At 64.2% G+C, this 17381-nt stretch carries 13 protein-coding genes; 7 read left to right on the top strand and 6 right to left on the bottom strand.

What is annotated here, in order from left to right:
- Positions 1 to 19: 19 nt before the first annotated feature.
- Positions 20 to 2071, bottom strand: coding sequence for a S9 family peptidase (locus tag C8C89_RS22525; protein ID WP_133993618.1), 2052 nt, complete (start codon positions 2069 to 2071; stop codon positions 20 to 22).
- Positions 2072 to 2351: 280 nt separating this feature from the next.
- Here C8C89_RS22525 and C8C89_RS22520 point away from each other — a divergent pair, with 280 nt between their 5' ends.
- The 3 genes from C8C89_RS22520 to C8C89_RS22510 all read left to right on the top strand — a co-directional run bounded on the left by C8C89_RS22520 (position 2352) and on the right by C8C89_RS22510 (position 6341).
- Positions 2352 to 2948, top strand: coding sequence for a hypothetical protein (locus C8C89_RS22520; RefSeq protein ID WP_133992659.1), 597 nt, complete (start codon positions 2352 to 2354; stop codon positions 2946 to 2948).
- A 359-nt stretch (positions 2949 to 3307) separates the two neighbouring features.
- A complete protein-coding gene (locus C8C89_RS22515; protein WP_133992657.1) occupies positions 3308 to 4543 on the top strand; it encodes an HD-GYP domain-containing protein in 1236 nt (411 codons plus the stop codon).
- Between the two features lie 145 nt (positions 4544 to 4688).
- The gene (locus C8C89_RS22510; protein ID WP_133992655.1) at positions 4689 to 6341 is read left to right on the top strand and encodes a PAS domain-containing methyl-accepting chemotaxis protein; all 1653 of its coding nucleotides are present in this window, start codon (positions 4689 to 4691) and stop codon (positions 6339 to 6341) included.
- Here the strand turns inward: C8C89_RS22510 and C8C89_RS22505 are convergent.
- The 3 genes from C8C89_RS22505 to C8C89_RS22495 all read right to left on the bottom strand — a co-directional run bounded on the left by C8C89_RS22505 (position 6313) and on the right by C8C89_RS22495 (position 9175).
- The gene (locus C8C89_RS22505; RefSeq protein WP_133992653.1) at positions 6313 to 7161 is read right to left on the bottom strand and encodes a DUF2071 domain-containing protein; all 849 of its coding nucleotides are present in this window, start codon (positions 7159 to 7161) and stop codon (positions 6313 to 6315) included. The genes C8C89_RS22510 and C8C89_RS22505 overlap by 29 nt on opposite strands.
- A gap of 63 nt (positions 7162 to 7224) precedes the next feature.
- On the bottom strand, positions 7225 to 8007 hold the full coding sequence (locus C8C89_RS22500) for a 3-hydroxybutyrate dehydrogenase (RefSeq protein ID WP_101480476.1): 783 nt from the start codon (positions 8005 to 8007) through the stop codon (positions 7225 to 7227).
- 91 nt (positions 8008 to 8098) lie between these two features.
- On the bottom strand, positions 8099 to 9175 hold the full coding sequence (locus C8C89_RS22495) for an AraC family transcriptional regulator (protein ID WP_133992651.1): 1077 nt from the start codon (positions 9173 to 9175) through the stop codon (positions 8099 to 8101).
- Between the two features lie 139 nt (positions 9176 to 9314).
- On the opposite strand from C8C89_RS22495, the gene C8C89_RS22490 reads away from it, so the two are divergent.
- The 4 genes from C8C89_RS22490 to C8C89_RS22475 all read left to right on the top strand — a co-directional run bounded on the left by C8C89_RS22490 (position 9315) and on the right by C8C89_RS22475 (position 14424).
- Complete coding sequence (locus C8C89_RS22490) at positions 9315 to 10925, top strand: FAD-binding oxidoreductase (protein WP_133992649.1); 1611 nt, start codon at positions 9315 to 9317, stop codon at positions 10923 to 10925.
- A complete protein-coding gene (locus tag C8C89_RS22485; protein WP_133992647.1) occupies positions 10922 to 12490 on the top strand; it encodes a glycerol-3-phosphate dehydrogenase/oxidase in 1569 nt (522 codons plus the stop codon). Before C8C89_RS22490 ends, C8C89_RS22485 begins: the two co-directional genes overlap by 4 nt.
- A 123-nt stretch (positions 12491 to 12613) precedes the next feature.
- Complete coding sequence (locus tag C8C89_RS22480; protein ID WP_133992645.1) at positions 12614 to 12841, top strand: hypothetical protein; 228 nt, start codon at positions 12614 to 12616, stop codon at positions 12839 to 12841.
- A 2-nt stretch (positions 12842 to 12843) separates the two neighbouring features.
- Positions 12844 to 14424 (top strand): FGGY-family carbohydrate kinase, encoded by a 1581-nt coding sequence (locus C8C89_RS22475; RefSeq protein WP_133992643.1) that lies wholly within the window; start codon positions 12844 to 12846, stop codon positions 14422 to 14424.
- Between the two features lie 30 nt (positions 14425 to 14454).
- On the opposite strand, the gene C8C89_RS22470 is transcribed toward C8C89_RS22475, so the two are convergent.
- Positions 14455 to 15813, bottom strand: coding sequence for a diguanylate cyclase (locus tag C8C89_RS22470; RefSeq protein WP_133992641.1), 1359 nt, complete (start codon positions 15811 to 15813; stop codon positions 14455 to 14457).
- Between the two features lie 302 nt (positions 15814 to 16115).
- Positions 16116 to 17309, bottom strand: coding sequence for a PLP-dependent aminotransferase family protein (locus C8C89_RS22465; RefSeq protein ID WP_101480482.1), 1194 nt, complete (start codon positions 17307 to 17309; stop codon positions 16116 to 16118).
- Positions 17310 to 17381 lie beyond the last annotated feature (72 nt).

Here is a 17381-nt window from a genome sequence, read left to right as displayed (position 1 = left end):
TAATCCGACATTCACCCGCTTACTTCTTGGTGTAGGTATTCAACCAATCCAAAACCGTGTGATGCCACAGCAGCGAGTTGGCCGGTTTCAGCACCCAGTGGTTTTCGTCAGGGAAGACCAGCAGCTTGCTCGGGATACCCTGGCGCTGCAGCGCCGTGAAGGTGCCCAGGCCTTGCGCGGTGGGGATGCGGAAGTCCAGGTCGCCCTGGACCACCAGCATCGGCGTCTTCCAGTTTTTCACGAAGTTCACGGGATTGAACTGTTCGTGCTTGGCTGGCGCATCGTAGTACGGGCCGCCGTTTTCCCATTCGGTGAACCAGAGTTCTTCCGTCGCGTAAGCCATGCCGCGATTGTCGAACACGCCATCGTGGTTGACCAGGCATTTGAAGCCGTCCGGCCAGTTCCCGGCGATCCAGTTCATCATGTAGCCGCCGTACGACGCGCCCAGCGCGCAGCTGCGCTCGCGGTCCAGCCATGGAAACTTCTTGGTGGCCGCTTCCAGGCCCTTTTGCAGGTCGACCAGCGGCTTGCCGCCCCAGTCGCCGCTGATGGAGTCCGTGAACTTCTGGCCATAGCCGGTGGAGCCGTGGAAGTCGATGAAGACGGTGGCGTAGCCGGCGCCTGCATACACTTGCGGATTCCAGCGGTAGCTCCAGCTATTGCCGAAGCTGCCTTGCGGGCCGCCGTGCACGAGGAATGCGACAGGATACTTTTCACCCGCCTTGGCGTTCCATGGCTTCATCACGTGGCCGTAGACGGTTTCGCCATTCGCGCCCGCGAACGAGAATTGTTCATATTCGCCGAAACGCACATCGGCCAGCGCTTGCGCATTCTGTTTCGTCAGCTGGACCATCGGCGCGTTTTCCGACTTCGCGTCGAGCTTGCGCGTGTACAGCTGCGCGCCCGAGGCCAGGTTGGCTTGCGCCAGCACGATGGTGTTGCCGCGCACGTCGAAGTCGCCCACGGCGCCCTTGCCAGTCAGCGCATTGACCTTGCCGCTGGCCGCGTCGATGTGGAACAGACGGTGCTGGCCTACGTCATCGGCGGCGACGAGGAAGGCCTTGCCATCCGGCGTCCAGCGGAAGTCGGCCACGGAACGGTCCCAGTCGTCGGCCACGGTGCGCTTCTTGCCTGTGGCGACATCCATCAAGACCAGGTGGAAGCGGTCCGCCTCGAAGCCCGGCTTGGTCATGGCCACATAGGCCAGGGTGCGGCCATCGGGCGAGTAGGTGGCCTTGGCATCCCAGGCGGGATTGTCGGCGGTGAGGTTGCGCGGCGCCTGGCCACCAGTTGCTGGAATAGTGTAGACGTCGAAGTTGGTCGACCACGATTCCGTGCGACCGGCCACCCGCACGGAGAAGGCTACCGTCTTGCCGTCCGGGCTGAAGTGGTATTCGCCATTGTCGCCGAAGGGCTTCGATGGCGCGTCGCCATCGAGGGTGCCGCTCAGGCTAACGGGCGTGGCGCTGACCTTGCCGGTGGCGTCGATGGGCGCCGAGTACAGCGCGTTGCGTCGGCCGTCGGCCCAAGTATCCCAGTGGCGCACGAACATCTGGTCGTAGACCATGCCGCTCGCCTTGTTCTTGGCTTTTTCATCCAGGCGCTTCTTGGTGCAGGCGATATCCGCGCAATCGAGGAAGACGCCCATGCTGAAGGCCAGGCGATCGCCCTGCGGCGACAGCCGGTAGGTGTCGACTTCCAGCGCCAGGTCGGTGACCTTGGCCGCTTCGCCGCCGTTGAGGGGAAGCTGCCACACTTGTGAGGAGCCGGAACGGCCCGAGAGGAAGTAGATGGCGTCGCCGTTTGGCGACCATTGCGGGTCGCTGGCGCTGGCATCGCCGCGCGTGAGCTGGCGTGGCGCCGCGTTCGGCGCGCGCAGGTCGATCATCCACAGCTGCGTGTTGCCGCGGTTTTTGTCCAGGTTGGTGGTACGCACCGTGTAGACGACGCGCGTGGCGTCCGGCGACAGCACGGGGCTACCCACGCGTTCCATGGCGACCATGTCTTCGACGGTGAAACCACGTGGCGCGGCCAGCGCCGGTTCTGCAGCAACGGCGGCGGTGGTGGCCATGGCGGCACTGAATGCTCCCAAGAGCAGCAGACGTAAACTCATTCAAACTCCCGATTCTTATGACGACGTTATTGATATGGTATTGACGTGGCCGGCTGTACCGCCGGCAGCCCGACATCATAGCAATAAAGACGTGCTTGTTGCGGGAGTTGACAGTCGGTTAGCCGGTCGGCGGTGTCAGTTGGTCGAGTGGTCGGGCGCGCAGATGTTTTCTTACAGAAACAGCTGTTTTTATGCAAAGTGCTAGACTGCCGGCCTTTGACGACTACTCTCGATACCCATGCGCCTGACTACTCTCACCCTGACCGCCGCCGCCCTGTTCGCCGCCTTGCCGGTCCATGCCGCCACCATGCCCACGCTGGAGCAAATCCAGGCTGCCGTGCAGGAGGGCGTGGCCAAGACCCAAGCCAAGATGCAATCGGCTATGCCGGTACCGATCGCCGTCAAGGTCAAGAGCCTGCAGGGTTGCCAGGATTCGCTGGAAGTGCCGGGCGAAGTGGTGTGCCTGGTTGGCATGAGCGCCGGCATGCGCGACGGTTTTAATGTATTGCCGCTGCGCAATGAAGGCGACACCTGGGTCGGCGTCGAGCGCAAGAACGCCAAGTTCGCGGGACCCTCGCCGGCCGAGGCGCAAGCGATGATACGCGCCTGGGCCAAGGAAGAAGTGGCGCGCAATCCGGAAGCGGCCAAGGATGTGCAGATGCAGGAAGCGCAGAGCACCATGCAGGTCAAGGTCGTCAACGAGTGCGATGTCCAGCGCAAGACTGGCTACCTGGTATGCGATACGGAATTGAGCCTGCCGAGCCGCCCGCAAGGCTTCAATACGGAACTGACCGTCATGCTGGAACGCGGCAACTGGCGCTACGTGCCGCGTTAAGCTGCCGGACGTCACACCGCTCACGTATCAAAGTGCGGCGCGCCAGCGGCCGCATTCCCACACCTCATCCCCACACTCCTGCCCGGGCATTGCTGCGCGTCCATCAGACATGCGCCCGGCGGCAGGCAGACATTCCTTCCCCTATAGCGCCAGCATCTCTTTCAATTAATATGGATTAATTGATAAATTTATCAATTAATTACTTGTTTTCAATGAAAGTGATAGAATTGGTGATTATTGCTGAATTTGTTGTGATTTCACCATATAAACTAATTTATTTGTTTTAATCATTATTTTTTGGCGTATGATATTGATAATGCGAAAGTAAATGCCGCAATGTGCATGTCTGGAGAGTCGCCTTGCTGAAAAAAATAACGAGTAATGAACTGGTACTGGGAATGTATGTCGAGCGCCTCGGCCGCTCCTGGCTCGATACCCCTTTCTGGACGCGTTCCTTCCTGCTCGAGTCGCCGGCTGACCTGGAGCGTATCCGCGCGGCACGCCTCTGCGAGGTGTGGATCGACACGGCGCGCGGGCTGGCGCTGGCGGAACCGGCATCGGCATGCGCATCGTTCGCTGCTGTGGAACCGCCAGTCGCAAATGCAGCGCCCGCGCCCGCAGCCCATGCTGGCCCGGCCCGCTCGCGCGAAGAGGAAATGGCGCACGCCCGGCGCCTGCTGGAGCGCTCGCGCCAGGCCGTGCAGACGATGTTCGACGAGGCGCGCATGGGCAAGGCCCTGTCGGCGGCGCAGGCCTACGAGCTGGTCGATGATATCGCCGCCTCGGTGCTGCGCGGTGGCGACGTGCTGCTGGGGTTGGCACGCCTGAAGACCGCCGACAATTACACGTATATGCATTCGGTGGCCGTGTGCGCGCTGATGACGGCGCTGGCCAGGGAACTGGGTCTGGCGCCCGAGCAGGTGCGCTCGGCCGGCCTGGCGGGTTTGCTGCACGATATCGGCAAGATGGCCGTACCGTCCGCCATCCTCAACAAGCCGGGCAGCCTGAGCGAAGTGGAATTTTCCTCCGTGCGCGCCCATGCGGCGGCCGGCCATCGCATGCTGATCGAGGTGGGCGATATCGATCCGGTGGCGCTGGACGTGTGTCTGCACCACCATGAAAAACTCGATGGCAGCGGTTATCCCAAGGGTTTGTGTGGCGAGGAAATCAGCCTGTATGCGCGCATGGGCGCCATCTGCGACGTGTACGACGCGATCACCTCGAACCGGCCGTACAAGAAGGGCTGGTGCCCGGCCGAGTCGCTGCGCCGCATGGCGGCCTGGCGCGGCGGGCATCTGGACGCGAGACTGTTTGCCGCCTTCGTCAAATGCCTGGGCATTTATCCGCTGGGCACCCTGGTGCGCCTGCAATCGGAGCGCCTGGCCGTGGTGGTGGGGCAGGCGGCGGGCAAGACGCTGACTTCGCCCACGGTACGCGTGTTTTTTTCCATCCGCGCCGGCACCTGTATCGCACCCTGCGTCATTGACTTGGCGGCGCCAGGTTGCCAAGAGCGCGTTGTTTCCACGGAAAGCGCGGAGCGGTGGGGCTTGCTGGACGTCGACCGTTACTGGGCCGGCGAACCAGCCGTGGCATAGCGCAAGCCACGGCTGGAATTAAGTATATTTTGTTAATAACAAAATATTAAAATAAGGGTGCCAGTGCCGCGTCCGTTTTCCTTTCTGGCGACTGTGCCTTGTCCGCTTACCCGTCACCGTACGGGCTACCTCTGAGGATGTGACCATGCGACTCAATCTTCCCGTCAGCGATACCGAGATCAATCTGAGCGATACCGAGACCATCGTCTCGACTACCGACTTGCAAGGCAATATCACGTATGCGAACCCGTACTTCATCGCCGTCAGCGGTTACAGTGGGGAAGAGTTGATAGGCGCGCCGCAAAACATTCTGCGCCATCCGGACATGCCGGTCGAAGCGTTTGCCGATTTCTGGGCCACCATCCGCTCAGGGCGTTCGTGGAGCGGCATGGTCAAGAATCGCTGCAAGAATGGCGATTACTACTGGGTGCTGGCGAACGTGACGCCGGTGGTCGAGGATGGCGTGGCTGTCGGCTACATGTCCGTGCGCACCAAACCGACGCGCCAGCAGGTGGCGCAGGCATCCGCCCTGTACGCGCGCATCAAGGCGGGGCAGGCCGATGGCATCGTCATCAGCCAGGGCGCGGCGGTGCGCACGGGCTGGCTGGCCAAGGTGCTCAGCTTGCGCGACCTGGCGCTGGGCAAGCGCATTGGCTGGAACCTGGGTTTGCTGAGTTTGGTATTGCTGCTGCAGCTGGCGTGGACTGCGGGCGTGCTGCCGGCAAGCGCGGGCGGCTGGCTGACGGGCCTGTCCGCGGTGGCCCTGTGCGCGACCCTGTATTTCTGGCATAGCTTGTACCGCGCCGTGCTGCAGCCCTTGCAGCAGGCGCGCCAGGCCTGCGACGTGATGGCAGGCGGCGACCTGACAGGCGAGTTCGACACCACGCGGCGCGACGAGATGGGGCAGCTGCTGCGCTCCTTGCGCCAGTTGCGCGTGAACTTGCACTCCATCGTCGGCGATGTGCGTGGCAATTTCCTGCGCATCAGCATGGCCAGCCAGGAAATTGCCGCCGGCAATATGGACTTGTCGGGCCGCACCGAAGCGCAGGCATCGGCCCTGGAGCAGACGGCATCGAGCATGGAGCAGCTGGCGGCCACGGTGCAGCAAAACAGCGGCAACGCCGTGCAAGCCAGCGACATGGCGGGCAAGGTGCATGGCCTGGCGGGGCGCGGCGGCGAGATCGTCGGCCAGGTGGTGAGCATGATGGCGGAAATTAACGCATCGTCGAAGAAAATCGGCGACATTACGGGCATTATCGAAGGCATTGCCTTCCAGACCAATATCCTCGCCCTGAACGCGGCCGTGGAAGCGGCGCGCGCGGGCGACCAGGGACGTGGTTTTGCCGTCGTGGCGGGGGAGGTGCGCAGCCTGGCCCAGCGCAGTGCGTCGGCGGCCACGGAAATCAAGCAATTGATCACGGCATCGCTGGCCCAGGTGCAGGCGGGCGCGAAGCTGGCGCAACAGGCGGGCGCCAGCAGCGCCGAGATGCTGGGCGCCGTGCAGGGCGTGCATGGCATCATGGAGGAGATCGCCTCGGCCTCGCGAGAGCAGAGCCATGGCATCGGCCAGGTCAACATGGCCGTCACGCAGATGGACGAGGTGACGCAGCAGAACGCGGCGCTGGTGGAGGAATCGGCGGCCGCCTCTGCGTCGCTGCAAGACCAGGCCTTGCAACTGGAGCAAGCCATGGCCTTGTTCAAGCTGGAACGGCGGAGCCGGGGGCAGGCGGGCCCTGCCAAGCCCCTGCGCGCACCGGAGCGCCGCCGCGCTACAGCAGGCGCTCTGACAGCGCCTTGAAGTCCACTTGCGGTACGAGAAAGGCAAACGGCTTCGATAGGGGCGGCAGTTGCCCCAGCATGCCGCAGTCGGCGCGCAAGGCCGTCAGCGCTTGCACTTGATCCACATCAACGGGCAGGTCGATTTCGCCGAAAACCAGCTTGCCGTTGCGCGGCACGTGCGCGATGGCCGCATCCTGGCAAGCCAGGAAGGCGACGGCATCGTGCCAGTTACCGAACAGCGCTTGCCAGTCGGCATCAAGATCATGCTTCGCGGTGATGTCTGCCTGCACATCCAGCGCAGGGGCGCTGCCGGTGCCGCCTGCAATGCTGCAGTGCGCCTGCGTGGCGCTGACTTCCAGTGTCATGTTGTCGGCCAGGTGCGTCGGTAATATATCGCTGAACAGCCGCGTGCCCAGCGCATGTGGCAAGCCATCCATGATGTTTTTCAAAAAAAACACGCAGGGCACGTCGGGCGCTCCCCGTGGCGTATGGTCCAGATATAAACGCCAGTTGCTTTGCAGGGGCGATGGCAGCAGCCGGCGCAAGGGGCCTGGCAGGGCAGGGCCGAAATGTCCGTGGCGGTAGCTCAGCACGGTAAACGGCGTCTTGCCGTCGCGCTGCCACAAGGTCACGCCGGCGGGCAACAGCCGCTGCGCTGCCCGGGCGTCCACCAGCCAGCTCACGTAGACGACGTCGCGCACGTCGCTGTGCAGGGTAAGGAAAGGCAGGCGGGACATGACAGCCTGGCGCACGTTGGCAAAGTGCGTGCAGTTGGCGAGCGCGGCAAACAGGCGTCCTGGCCAGCCCGCGCGCGGGTGACGGTAAGTATTGTCTTGCAATGGGGAAGTCCTTCGGTTGCGGTGATGCAGGCGGACGGCGCCGCCTGCCGTAAACGCCAGGTGTTACTGCATGTGCCAGCCGTGGCTCACTACGATAGACTGGCCGCTCAGCGCCGTCGACGGGAAGGCTGCCAGGAAGACGGCCGTTTGCGCCACGTCCTGCGTGGTGGTGAATTCGCCGTCAATCGTGTCTTTCAGCATCACTTTCTTGATCACATCTTCTTCGCTGATGTTCAGCTGGGCCGCCTGTTCGGGGATTTGCTTGTCGACCAGCGGCGTGCGCACGAAGCCGGGGCAGATGACGTTGGCGCGGATGTGATCTTTTGCGCCTTCCTTGGCCACGACCTTGGCGAGGCCAAGCAAGCCGTGCTTGGCGGCAACGTAGGCGCTCTTGAAGGGAGACCCTTCGTGCGAATGCACGGAACCCATGTAGATGATGGCGCCGCCGCGGCCCGCCTTGATCATTTCGCGCATGCAGGCGCGCGTGGTAAGGAAAGCGCCGTCCAGGTGGATGGCCAGCATCTTTTTCCACTGATCGAACGGGTAGTCGACGACGGGGCTGATGATCTGGATGCCTGCGTTGCTGATCAGGACATCGATGCCGCCAAAGTGGGCCACGGCATCCGCCACGCCCTTGTCGACCTGCGCTTCGCTGGAGACATCCATGGCGACGGCAAACGCCTGGCCGCCCGACTGCCTGATTTCTTCGGCCGTCTTGCTGGCCGCTTCCAGGGCAAGGTCGGCGATGACCACCTTGGCGCCTTGTTTCGCGTATTCAATGGCCATTTCCTTGCCGATACCACTGGCGGCGCCGGTAATCAGTGCGACTTTGTCTTTGAGTTGCATATTAATCCTTTGCATTGCGGGTTGGAGTGATCGTGGAATTCAGACTATGCCAGTATAGCCAGAAAACGCGCCAGGCATGGCCCGTGCACGCCTACAAACCGACTTGCCTTGCCTGCATTTCTTGCAAGCGCCAGGCGCCGGGATTGGTGCCCGACCAGGTGCGAAACGCGTGATTGAAGGCGCTTTGTTCCTGGTAGCCCAGCAGGAAGGCGATGTCGACCAGCGACAAATCCGGTGCGCGCAAATAATCGCGCGCCAGGCCGTAGCGGGCCTGGTCCAGCAGGGCCTGGAAGCTGGTGCCCGCGTCGGCCAGCTTACGCTGCAGGGTGCGCGGCGTGACGGCCAGCGTGGCGGCAACGCTGGCCAGCCGCGCCGAACCCTGGCGCAAGCCGGCCACGATGGCCGCGTGTACCTGCGCCTCGATGGCGCCGCCGTTCTCTGCTGCGGCATGGCGCTGCGCCAGCAGTTGTTCCGCATGCTGGCACAGTACGGGGTACAGGCTGACGTCGGCGTTCGGCACGGGCCAGTCCAGCAATTGCGCGTCAAAGGTGGCCGTGTTGGCGCTGGCGCCAAAGGCGGGCAGGCTGCCCAGCACGCGCACGTATTCGTCGCGGTGCGCGGCGTGGCGCAGCAAGTCGCCGCCGCCATCATGGGTAAACGCCAGTTGCGCCGGCGGCAACGGCATGCCCGCCAGCCAGTCGCCGCACACGCGGATGCCGGCAAAGACGCTGTCGACCAGGTGCCGGCTGGCGCCCGGATAGTGGCTGGTCCAGCGGTAATGCGCGAGAGCTCCATCGCGCTGCAGGGTCGAGCGGCCCAGGTCGTGCGCCAGCCGTTCATAGCGCGCCGTCTGTTCCAGCGCCTGGCCCACGTTGCTGCAACTGAGTAAAATCAGGCCATACGCGCTGTAAGTGCCCATGCGCACCCGCTGGCCCACGTGCAGGCCGAAATGCGCGTCGCCCGCCAACTGCGCGCCCGCATCGAGCAGGCGCACGTAGTCGTGCGCGGCCAGACTGGCCGCTGTCGCTTCCAGGCTGTGCGGCGCCACGCCGGCCGCGCTTGCCAATATGGTGGCAGTGATGCCGTGCGCGCCGGCCGCTTCGAGCAGCGGCTGCAGATAGGCGCCGGCGACCCGGCCTTCCGCGTCGCGGCTGTCAATGCCTGGCATGATGGAACAATGCAATTGTCATGAAAAACCAATACCCTTCGTCTTAGGCGGCATATGCTATTGATCTAGCAAGAAAATCAGGCAAGGACAGTATAGCAAGCCGCCGTGGCGCGCAACTGGCCAAACACAGGGGATGTCGATGCAACGCTGGAATGGGTGGGGGGACGAGAGCGTCACGTATGCGCTGAGCGCGGAGGCACTGGCTTTTTTGGGCGAGCGCCTTGGGCCGGGCAGCGGCATGCAGGACGCCACATTGGACGACGTTTGCGCGCAAGTGCCCGCGTCGCGCCTGGCGCCGCATCCGCTGATCGATACCACGCCCGCCACGCGCGTGCGTCATGCGCTGGGCCAAAGCCTGCCCGACTGGTTTAAATTGCGCCACGGTCGCATCGGCGCCGTGCCCGATGGCGTGGCCTTTCCCGACAGCGCGCTGCAAGTGCGCCAGCTGCTCGAGTATGCGCGCCAGGCGTGCGTGGCCGTGATACCCCACGGTGGCGGCACCAGCGTGGCAGGGCACCTGACGGTGGCGGCGGGGCCGCGCCCCGTGCTGGCGCTGAGCCTCCGGCGTTTGTCTGCGCTGGGCCACCTGGACCGCGAAGCGCAGCTGGCCACGTTTGGCGCGGGCGTGTATGGCCCCGACCTGGAAGCGCAGCTGCGCGCGCACGGCTATACCCTGGGCCACTATCCGCAGTCGTTCGAATACTCCACCCTGGGCGGTTGGATCGCCACGCGCTCGTCGGGCCAGCAATCGCTGCGCTATGGCCGCATCGAGCAGCTGTTCGCGGGCGGTGAGGTGGAAACGCCGTCCGGCACCATGAACATCCCCACGTTTCCCGCCTCGGCGGCCGGCATCGACCTGCGCGAAATGGTGCTTGGTTCCGAGGGGCGGCTGGGCATCCTGACGCAGGCCACCGTGCGCGTCTCGCCGCTGCCGCCCTACGAAGCATTCCATGCCGTGTTTTTCGCCGACTGGGGCAAGGCTCAGGCGGCCGTGCGGGCGCTGGCCCAGTCGCGCCTGCCCCTGTGCATGCTGCGCCTGTCGAACGCGCTCGAGACGAAAACCATGCTGACCCTGGCCGGGCATGAAAGACTGGTGGGACTGCTGGAGCGCTACCTGTCCCTGCGCGGCTGTGCGGAAGAAAAATGCATGCTGATGGTGGGCGTCAGCGGAGACGCGAAACCGGCGCGCGCGGCCCTGCGCGGCGCCCTGGCGCTGGCGCGGCGGCACAAGGGCGTGCACGTGGGACGCCACATGGGCGACAAGTGGAAGCAGGGGAGATTTCGCAACGTCTACCTGCGCAATGGCGCCTGGGAACACGGCTATGTCATCGATACGGTGGAAACGGCCGTTGACTGGCCCCGTGTTACGGCGATGATGGCGGCGCTGGAGCAGGCAGGTGCCAATGCGCTGGCGGCGCATGGCGAGCAGGTGCACGCATACACGCATCTGTCGCACGTGTACGCGCAGGGCGCCAGCGTCTACACCACGTATGTGTACCGGCTGGCGCATACGTATGAAGAAAACATGGCGCGCTGGCGTACCTTGAAAGACGCCGCCTGCGCCGCCATCGTGGCCAATGGCGGCACTATCAGCCACCAGCATGGCGTGGGCACGGACCACGCGCCGTGGCTGGCCGCCGAAAAGGGAGAATTGGGCATCGCGGCCATGCGCGCGCTGTTCCGTCAGGTCGACCCGCAGGGCATGATGAACCCCGGCAAACTGCTGCCTGACGTCGGAGGCCCATTGTGAGCAGGGCGGATCTGCCTGGCCTCCTGGCGCGCGACTGGGATGTGCTGATCGTCGGCGGCGGCATCACGGGCGCCGGCATCCTGCTGGAAGCATCGCGGCGCGGCCTGAAGGCGCTGCTGGTGGAGCAGCGCGATTTCGCCTGGGGTACGTCGAGTCGCTCCTCGAAGCTGGTGCACGGCGGCTTGCGTTATCTGAAGCAGGGACAGTTCGCGCTGACGCGCGAATCGGTGCATGAGCGGCAAGCCTTGCTGACGGATGCGGCGGGCCTGGTCGAGCCGCAGGGCTTTGCCTTTGGCGACTACGCCGGCAGAAAACCGGGGCGGCGCCAATTCATGCTGGGCCTGGCCATTTATGACGTGATGGCGGGCCGGCGCGCGCGCCGCTATGTTAATGCCGTCGATTTTTCCATGCTGGCGCCGCACGTCCAGCGCGAAGGGCTGAGGGGCGGCATGCTGTATCAGGATGCCAAGACAGACGACGCGCGCCTGGTGCTGCGCGTGCTGCAGGAAGCGCGGCGCCATGGCGGCGTGGCCTTCAATTACCTGGGCGTGGAATCACTGCTGCGCGAGGGCGACAAGGTCGTCGGCGCCAGTTTGCACGATGCGCTCGACGGCGCGGTAGACAGCGTGCGCGCGCGCCTGGTGATCAGCGCCACGGGTGCCTGGGCCGACGGCCTGCGCGGCCAGGTGGGAGAAAAGCCGAAGCTGCGGCCCCTGCGCGGCAGCCATCTGCTGCTGCCTGCCTGGCGCCTGCCGCTGGCGCAAGCCGTCAGCCTGATGCACCCGCAGGATGGCCGTCCCGTGTTTGCGTATCCATGGGAGGGCGTGACCCTGGTGGGCACCACCGATGTCGATCACGGCGCCAGCCTGGACCTGGAGCCTGCCATCACGCGCGGCGAACTCGATTATCTGATGACAGCGCTGCGCTGGCAGTTCCCGCAGCTGGCGCTGGGCGAAGACGATGTGCTGGCCACGTTTGCCGGTGTGCGGCCCGTCATCGACAGCGGCCAGCTTGACCCGTCGAAGGAAGCGCGCGAACATGCGCTATGGCTGGAAAACGGCTTGCTGACGGTGGCCGGCGGCAAGCTGACGACGTTTCGCGTGATCGCCCTTGACGCGCTGCGCTGCGCCGCGCCGCTGCTGCCGGGCTGGCAGGCGGATTTGACGCCCTTGCCTATTTTTGACGCCACGCCGCCCCTGTCGGGCAAGGCCTTGCTGCTCGATGTCGAACAGCGCGCGCGCCTGCTGGGCCGTCATGGCGCGGCCGCGCAAGCCCTGTGCGATGCGGCGCACGACGGCGAACTGGAGCAGATTCCCGGCACGCAAACCCTGTGGGCGCAGCTGCGCTGGGGCGCGCGCAACGAGGATGTGCAGCACCTGGACGACCTGTTGTTGCGGCGCACGCGCCTCGGTTTGCAGCTGGCAGGCGGCGCGCTTGCTATCATGCCGCGCCTGCGTGCCATCTGCCAGCGTGAACTGGGCTGGGACGATGCGTGCTGGGAGGCGGAACAGGCGCGCTACCTGGCCCTGTGGCGCAGTCATTACAGCGTGCCGCAAGGCAACTGAAGCAAAGATAAAAATATAAAAGAGGAGAGCATCATCGAGACCATCCTGTTTGGCCAGCCCCTGGCGCTGGGCGAGGCCCGCATCACCTATGACAGCCTGTCGCCGCTGGACCTGCGCCAGCCCGTGGATGTCCTCGTCGACGATCTGGGGGAAGACCTGCTGCAAATCACGTGCGCGAATGGCGACATCGTCGACGTCGGCTGGTATCCGGCCTGGAGCGAACAGGGACGCTTGCGCGTGGTGGCCGTGCGCGGGCAGGACTGGGAAGCGCCCGTGTTCAGCGCGCAGCCGGAAAAAGATCCGCAGGCGCTGCTGCAGGCGCTGCGCTCCGCACTGGCCAGCGTGGCATAACCATGGACTCCGTAGCGGGCAATGGCCCATATATACTCTCCATCGACAATGGCACGCAAAGCGTGCGCGCGCTGCTGTTCGACAGGGATGGCAAGCTGGCGTCCAAGGCGCAAGTGTTCCTCGATCCGTATTTCTCCGAGCATCCCGGCTGGGCCGAGCATGATGCCGACGGTTACTGGCAAGCTGTGTGCGAAGCGTGCCAGCAGCTGTGGCGCAGCACTGTCATTGAAAAATCGTCGGTCGTAGGCGTGGCCGTGACCACGCAGCGCGGCACGGTGGTCAACGTGGATGAACATGGCGTACCCCTGCGTCCCGCCATCACCTGGCTGGACCAGCGCAGCACGCGCCAGATTCCCCGGCTGGCGCCTTGGTGGCGCGCCGCTTTCCGCGTCACGCGCCTCGAGGGCACGATCGCGTACTTCCGCCGCGAGGCCGAGATCAACTGGATCGCGGCACACCAGCCCGATATCTGGCGCCGCACGCACAAATTCCTGCTGCTGTCGGGTTTTCTGAATCACCGCCTCTGCGGAAAGTATATCGATTCGACGGGTTCGCAGGTGGCCTACATCCCGTTCGACTACAAGCGCCACGCCTGGGCCGGGCGCTTCGACTGGAAGTGGCAGGCACTGGCGATTCAACGTTCCATGCTGCCGGAGCTGGTGACGCCGGGCACGCGCATGGGTGCCATCACCAGGGCTGCCGCCGCGGTGACGGGCATCCCCGAGGGTACGCCCTTGCTGGCGGCCGCCGCCGACAAGGCGTGTGAAGTGCTGGGCGCCGGCTGCGTCGAACCGCATGTGGCGTGCCTCAGTTACGGCACCACGGCCACCATCAACACGACCAACCGCAACTACGTGGAAGTGACGCGCTTTATTCCGCCGTATCCAGCCGCCATGCCGGGCGCCTACAGTACGGAAGTGCAGATTTTTCGCGGCTATTGGATGGTCAACTGGTTCAAGGAGCAGTTCGGCGACCGCGAACGGGCGGCGGCCGCCGAAGATGGCACGGGCTTGTCCGCCGAGGCGCTGTTCGACCGTCTGGTCGAGGCCGTGCCGCCCGGGTCCATGGGATTGATGCTGCAGCCGTACTGGAGCCCTGGCATCAAGGTGCCTGGCCCGGAAGCGAAAGGCGCCATGATCGGCTTTGGCGACGTGCACACGCGCGCGCACATCTACCGCGCCATTCTCGAAGGCCTCGCGTATGCGCTGCGCGAAGGCAAGGAGCGCATCGAGCGGCGCAGCGGTATTGCCATTACGGAGCTGCGCATCGCGGGCGGTGGCTCGCAAAGCGACGCGGCCATGCAGCTGACGGCCGACATCTTCGGCTTGCCCGCCGCGCGCGCCCACGTGTATGAAAGTTCGGGCCTGGGCGCGGCCATCGCCGCTGCCGTGGGGCTGGGCTGGCATGCGGATTTTCCCGCCGCCGTGCAAGCCATGACGCGCAAGGGCAAGGTATTCCAGCCGAACTCCGGACACAGCAAGGTCTATGAGCAACTGTATCGGCGCGTGTACCAGAAGATGTACGCGCGGCTGCAGCCCCTGTACCGCGAGATAGCCGACATTACCGGCTATCCTGAAAAGTGAAGGTGAAGGTGAAGGTGAAGGTGAAGGTGGCTAGGGCTGGACGAGCGCCTTGACCATTTCCCGGGCCATGCTGCCCGAATGCGTGGCGCGCACCTGGTTGCGCCCCCCTTCCTTGGCCACGTACAGGGCGCGGTCGGCGGCGACGAACAGCGCTTCGCGGTCGTCCAGCTGGTGCGGGAAGATGGTTGCCACGCCGATGCTGACGGTGATCCACGGCGAGGTGGCGGAGCGGGGGTGCGGCAGTTGCAGTGCTTCGATGTGCATGCGGATGGCTTCTGCCAGATGCAGGGCGCCGTCGGCGTCGGTGTCGGCGAACAGCATGACGAATTCCTCGCCGCCGTAGCGGGCTGCCAGGTCGCCCGGGCGGGCGGCATGCGAGGCGATGGCTTGCGCCACCTGCTGCAGGCAGCTGTCGCCGGCCGGATGGCCCAGGCTGTCGTTGTATAGCTTGAAGTGGTCGACGTCGAGCACCACCAGCGACAGGGCGGTGGCGCCGCGCACGGCGCGCTGCCACTCTTTTTCCAGGAAACTGTCGAAATGCCGGCGGTTGGCGATCTTTGTCAGTGGGTCGAGGTAGGCGGCGCGCTGCAAGGCGTTCTCGGACTGCTTGTGGTGCGTGATGTCATGCAGCAGGCCGATGTACAGGGGCTGGCGCAGATACATGGGCGTGAGCGTCAGGTCCATGCTCAGCGTCGCGCCGTTGCGGTGGCGGATCGCCACTTCGCGCGTGCCGTGGTTGTGCGCCGTCTCCGGATTGGCAGCGTACATGGTGAAGTAATCGAGGTATTCCTGCGTCACCAAGGGGCTGAGCAGTTCAGCGATCGAGCGTCCGGCCAGTTCGTTTTCGCGGTAGCCCAGGTACTGGTCGCAGGCGGGGTTGGTGTACTGGATGCGCCCGTCCGCCTCGATGATCAGCAGGCCCTCGGCCATGTTGTTGACGATGGTGCGCAGGCGCTCGGCCTGTTCCTGCTGGGTTTCATTGCTGCTGCGGATGTGCAGCTGGGCGCGCACGCGCGCACACACTTCGGCCATGCGCAGCGGTTTGCTGATGTAGTCGACGGCGCCGCAGTCGAAACCGGCCACCACATCTTCCGTTTCTGTCCTGGCGCTCATGAAGATGACGGGAATGCCCTGCGTCAGCGGATGCTGCTTGAGGCGGCGGCACGTTTCGATGCCATCCATGTCCGGCATCAGCACGTCGAGCAGGATCAGGTCGGGATGGGCGCGCTGGGCGATCTCCAGCGCCCGTTCGCCGGACGTGGCGACATAGGTTTGATAACCCTGTTCGCTCATCAGCTTGCGCAGCAGCTCAAGGTTGGCCGGCGCATCATCGACAATCAAAATGGCGGCGTCGTGCCGCTGGGAATGCCCCACACTGCCTGGACTCATTGCTTCCGGCCTTCTCGGATGTACTCTGCGATGCCAGCGTTTGCTGCACCTTCGGTGATGCTGACTGGGTTCAAATCGGATACAGCGGTTAAATCATACCGCCTTGCCAATTTCTTGGGTGGAAAAATCGATGCTGAAAGAGGCGGTAAAATATTATTTTTATATTGTTTTTATGATATTTTTAAGAATATATACACGCAGTAGTTATCGTGATGGCGGTTTTTAGGCGGAAAAGACGCGTGCCCCTTGGTGCTGGGGCAGCAGTGACACGCCCCGCGTCAGGCGGGGCGTGAGGAGTGGAATTACATTTTTGCGGCGATCAGTTTGCCCAGAATGGCGATACCCTCGCGGATGCGTTCCGGCGGCACCGTAACGAAGGACAGGCGCAGGGTGTGCGTTTCCGGCGTGTTTGCATAGAACGGCGCGCCTGGTACGAAGGCGACCTTGTTGGCGATGGCTTCATCGAGCAGTTTCATGGCGTCGATGTGTTTCGGCAGGGTGACCCAGATGAACATGCCGCCTTCAGGCTTCGTCCAGGTGACGCCGGCCGGGAAGTGCTCGTCCAGCGCCGACAGCATGGCCTGGCACTGGTTGCCGTACAAGCTGCGAATGCTGGGGATATGCCGGTCCAGGAAGCCATCCTTGATGACTTCATGCACGACCATCTGCGTCAGCTGGGACGTGTGCAGGTCGGCCGCCTGCTTGGCCAGTTCCAGGCGGCGCACCAGCGGCATCGGCGCCACGACGTAGCCGAGGCGGATGCCGGGCGTGAGCACCTTGGAGAACGAGCCCATGTAGATGACGCCGTCCGGATTCATGTTGATCATCTTCGGATACGGCTCGCCGCTGTAGCTCAGGGCGCCGTATGGATCATCCTCGATCAGCGGCAGGCCGTGGCGGGCGCAGGTTTCCACCAGTTCCACGCGGCGCGCCACGGACAGGCTGCGGCCCGTCGGGTTCTGGAAGTTCGGCAGCGCGTACAGCAGGCGCGCGCCATCGGCGACGGGGTCGATCGACGACGGCACCAGGCCCTCGTCATCGGTGTCGACGGAAACGAATTCGGGGCGATAGACGGAAAACGCCTGCAGCGCGCCCAGGTAGCTGGGAGTTTCCACCAGTACGCGGCTGCCTTCATCGATCAGCACCTTGCCCAGCAAGTCCAGCGCCTGCTGCGAGCCGGACGTCATCAGCACTTGTTCCGGAAGGATGGTGCTGCCATTGCTGGACAAGGAGTCGGCGATCCACTGGCGCAGCGGCAGGTAGCCGTCGGTGGGGCCGTATTGCAGGGCCACCTTGCCATTATTGGACAGGACCTTGTCGAAGGCGGTCTTCATTTCTTCCACGGGGAAGGTGGCGGGCGAGGGCAGGCCGCCGGCAAACGAGATGATCTCTGGGCGCTGCGTGATCTTCAGGATTTCGCGGATGAACGAGCTTTGCAGCTGTTCCGCGCGTTCGGCAAAGCGCCATTGGATCGGATTCGGATTTTCAATTTTCATACGAGTCTCACAGAAGATGCCGAGCTGCGCCGGCTGGATTTGTTGGCCCGCTTGTGGCGGTGCGTGCGCAAG

Source organism: Janthinobacterium sp. 75, from assembly GCF_004365495.1.
Classification (GTDB): domain Bacteria; phylum Pseudomonadota; class Gammaproteobacteria; order Burkholderiales; family Burkholderiaceae_D; genus Janthinobacterium.
The sequence above is the reverse complement of the archived record's forward strand: the minus strand, read 5'-3'. Positions and strand labels throughout refer to the sequence as shown.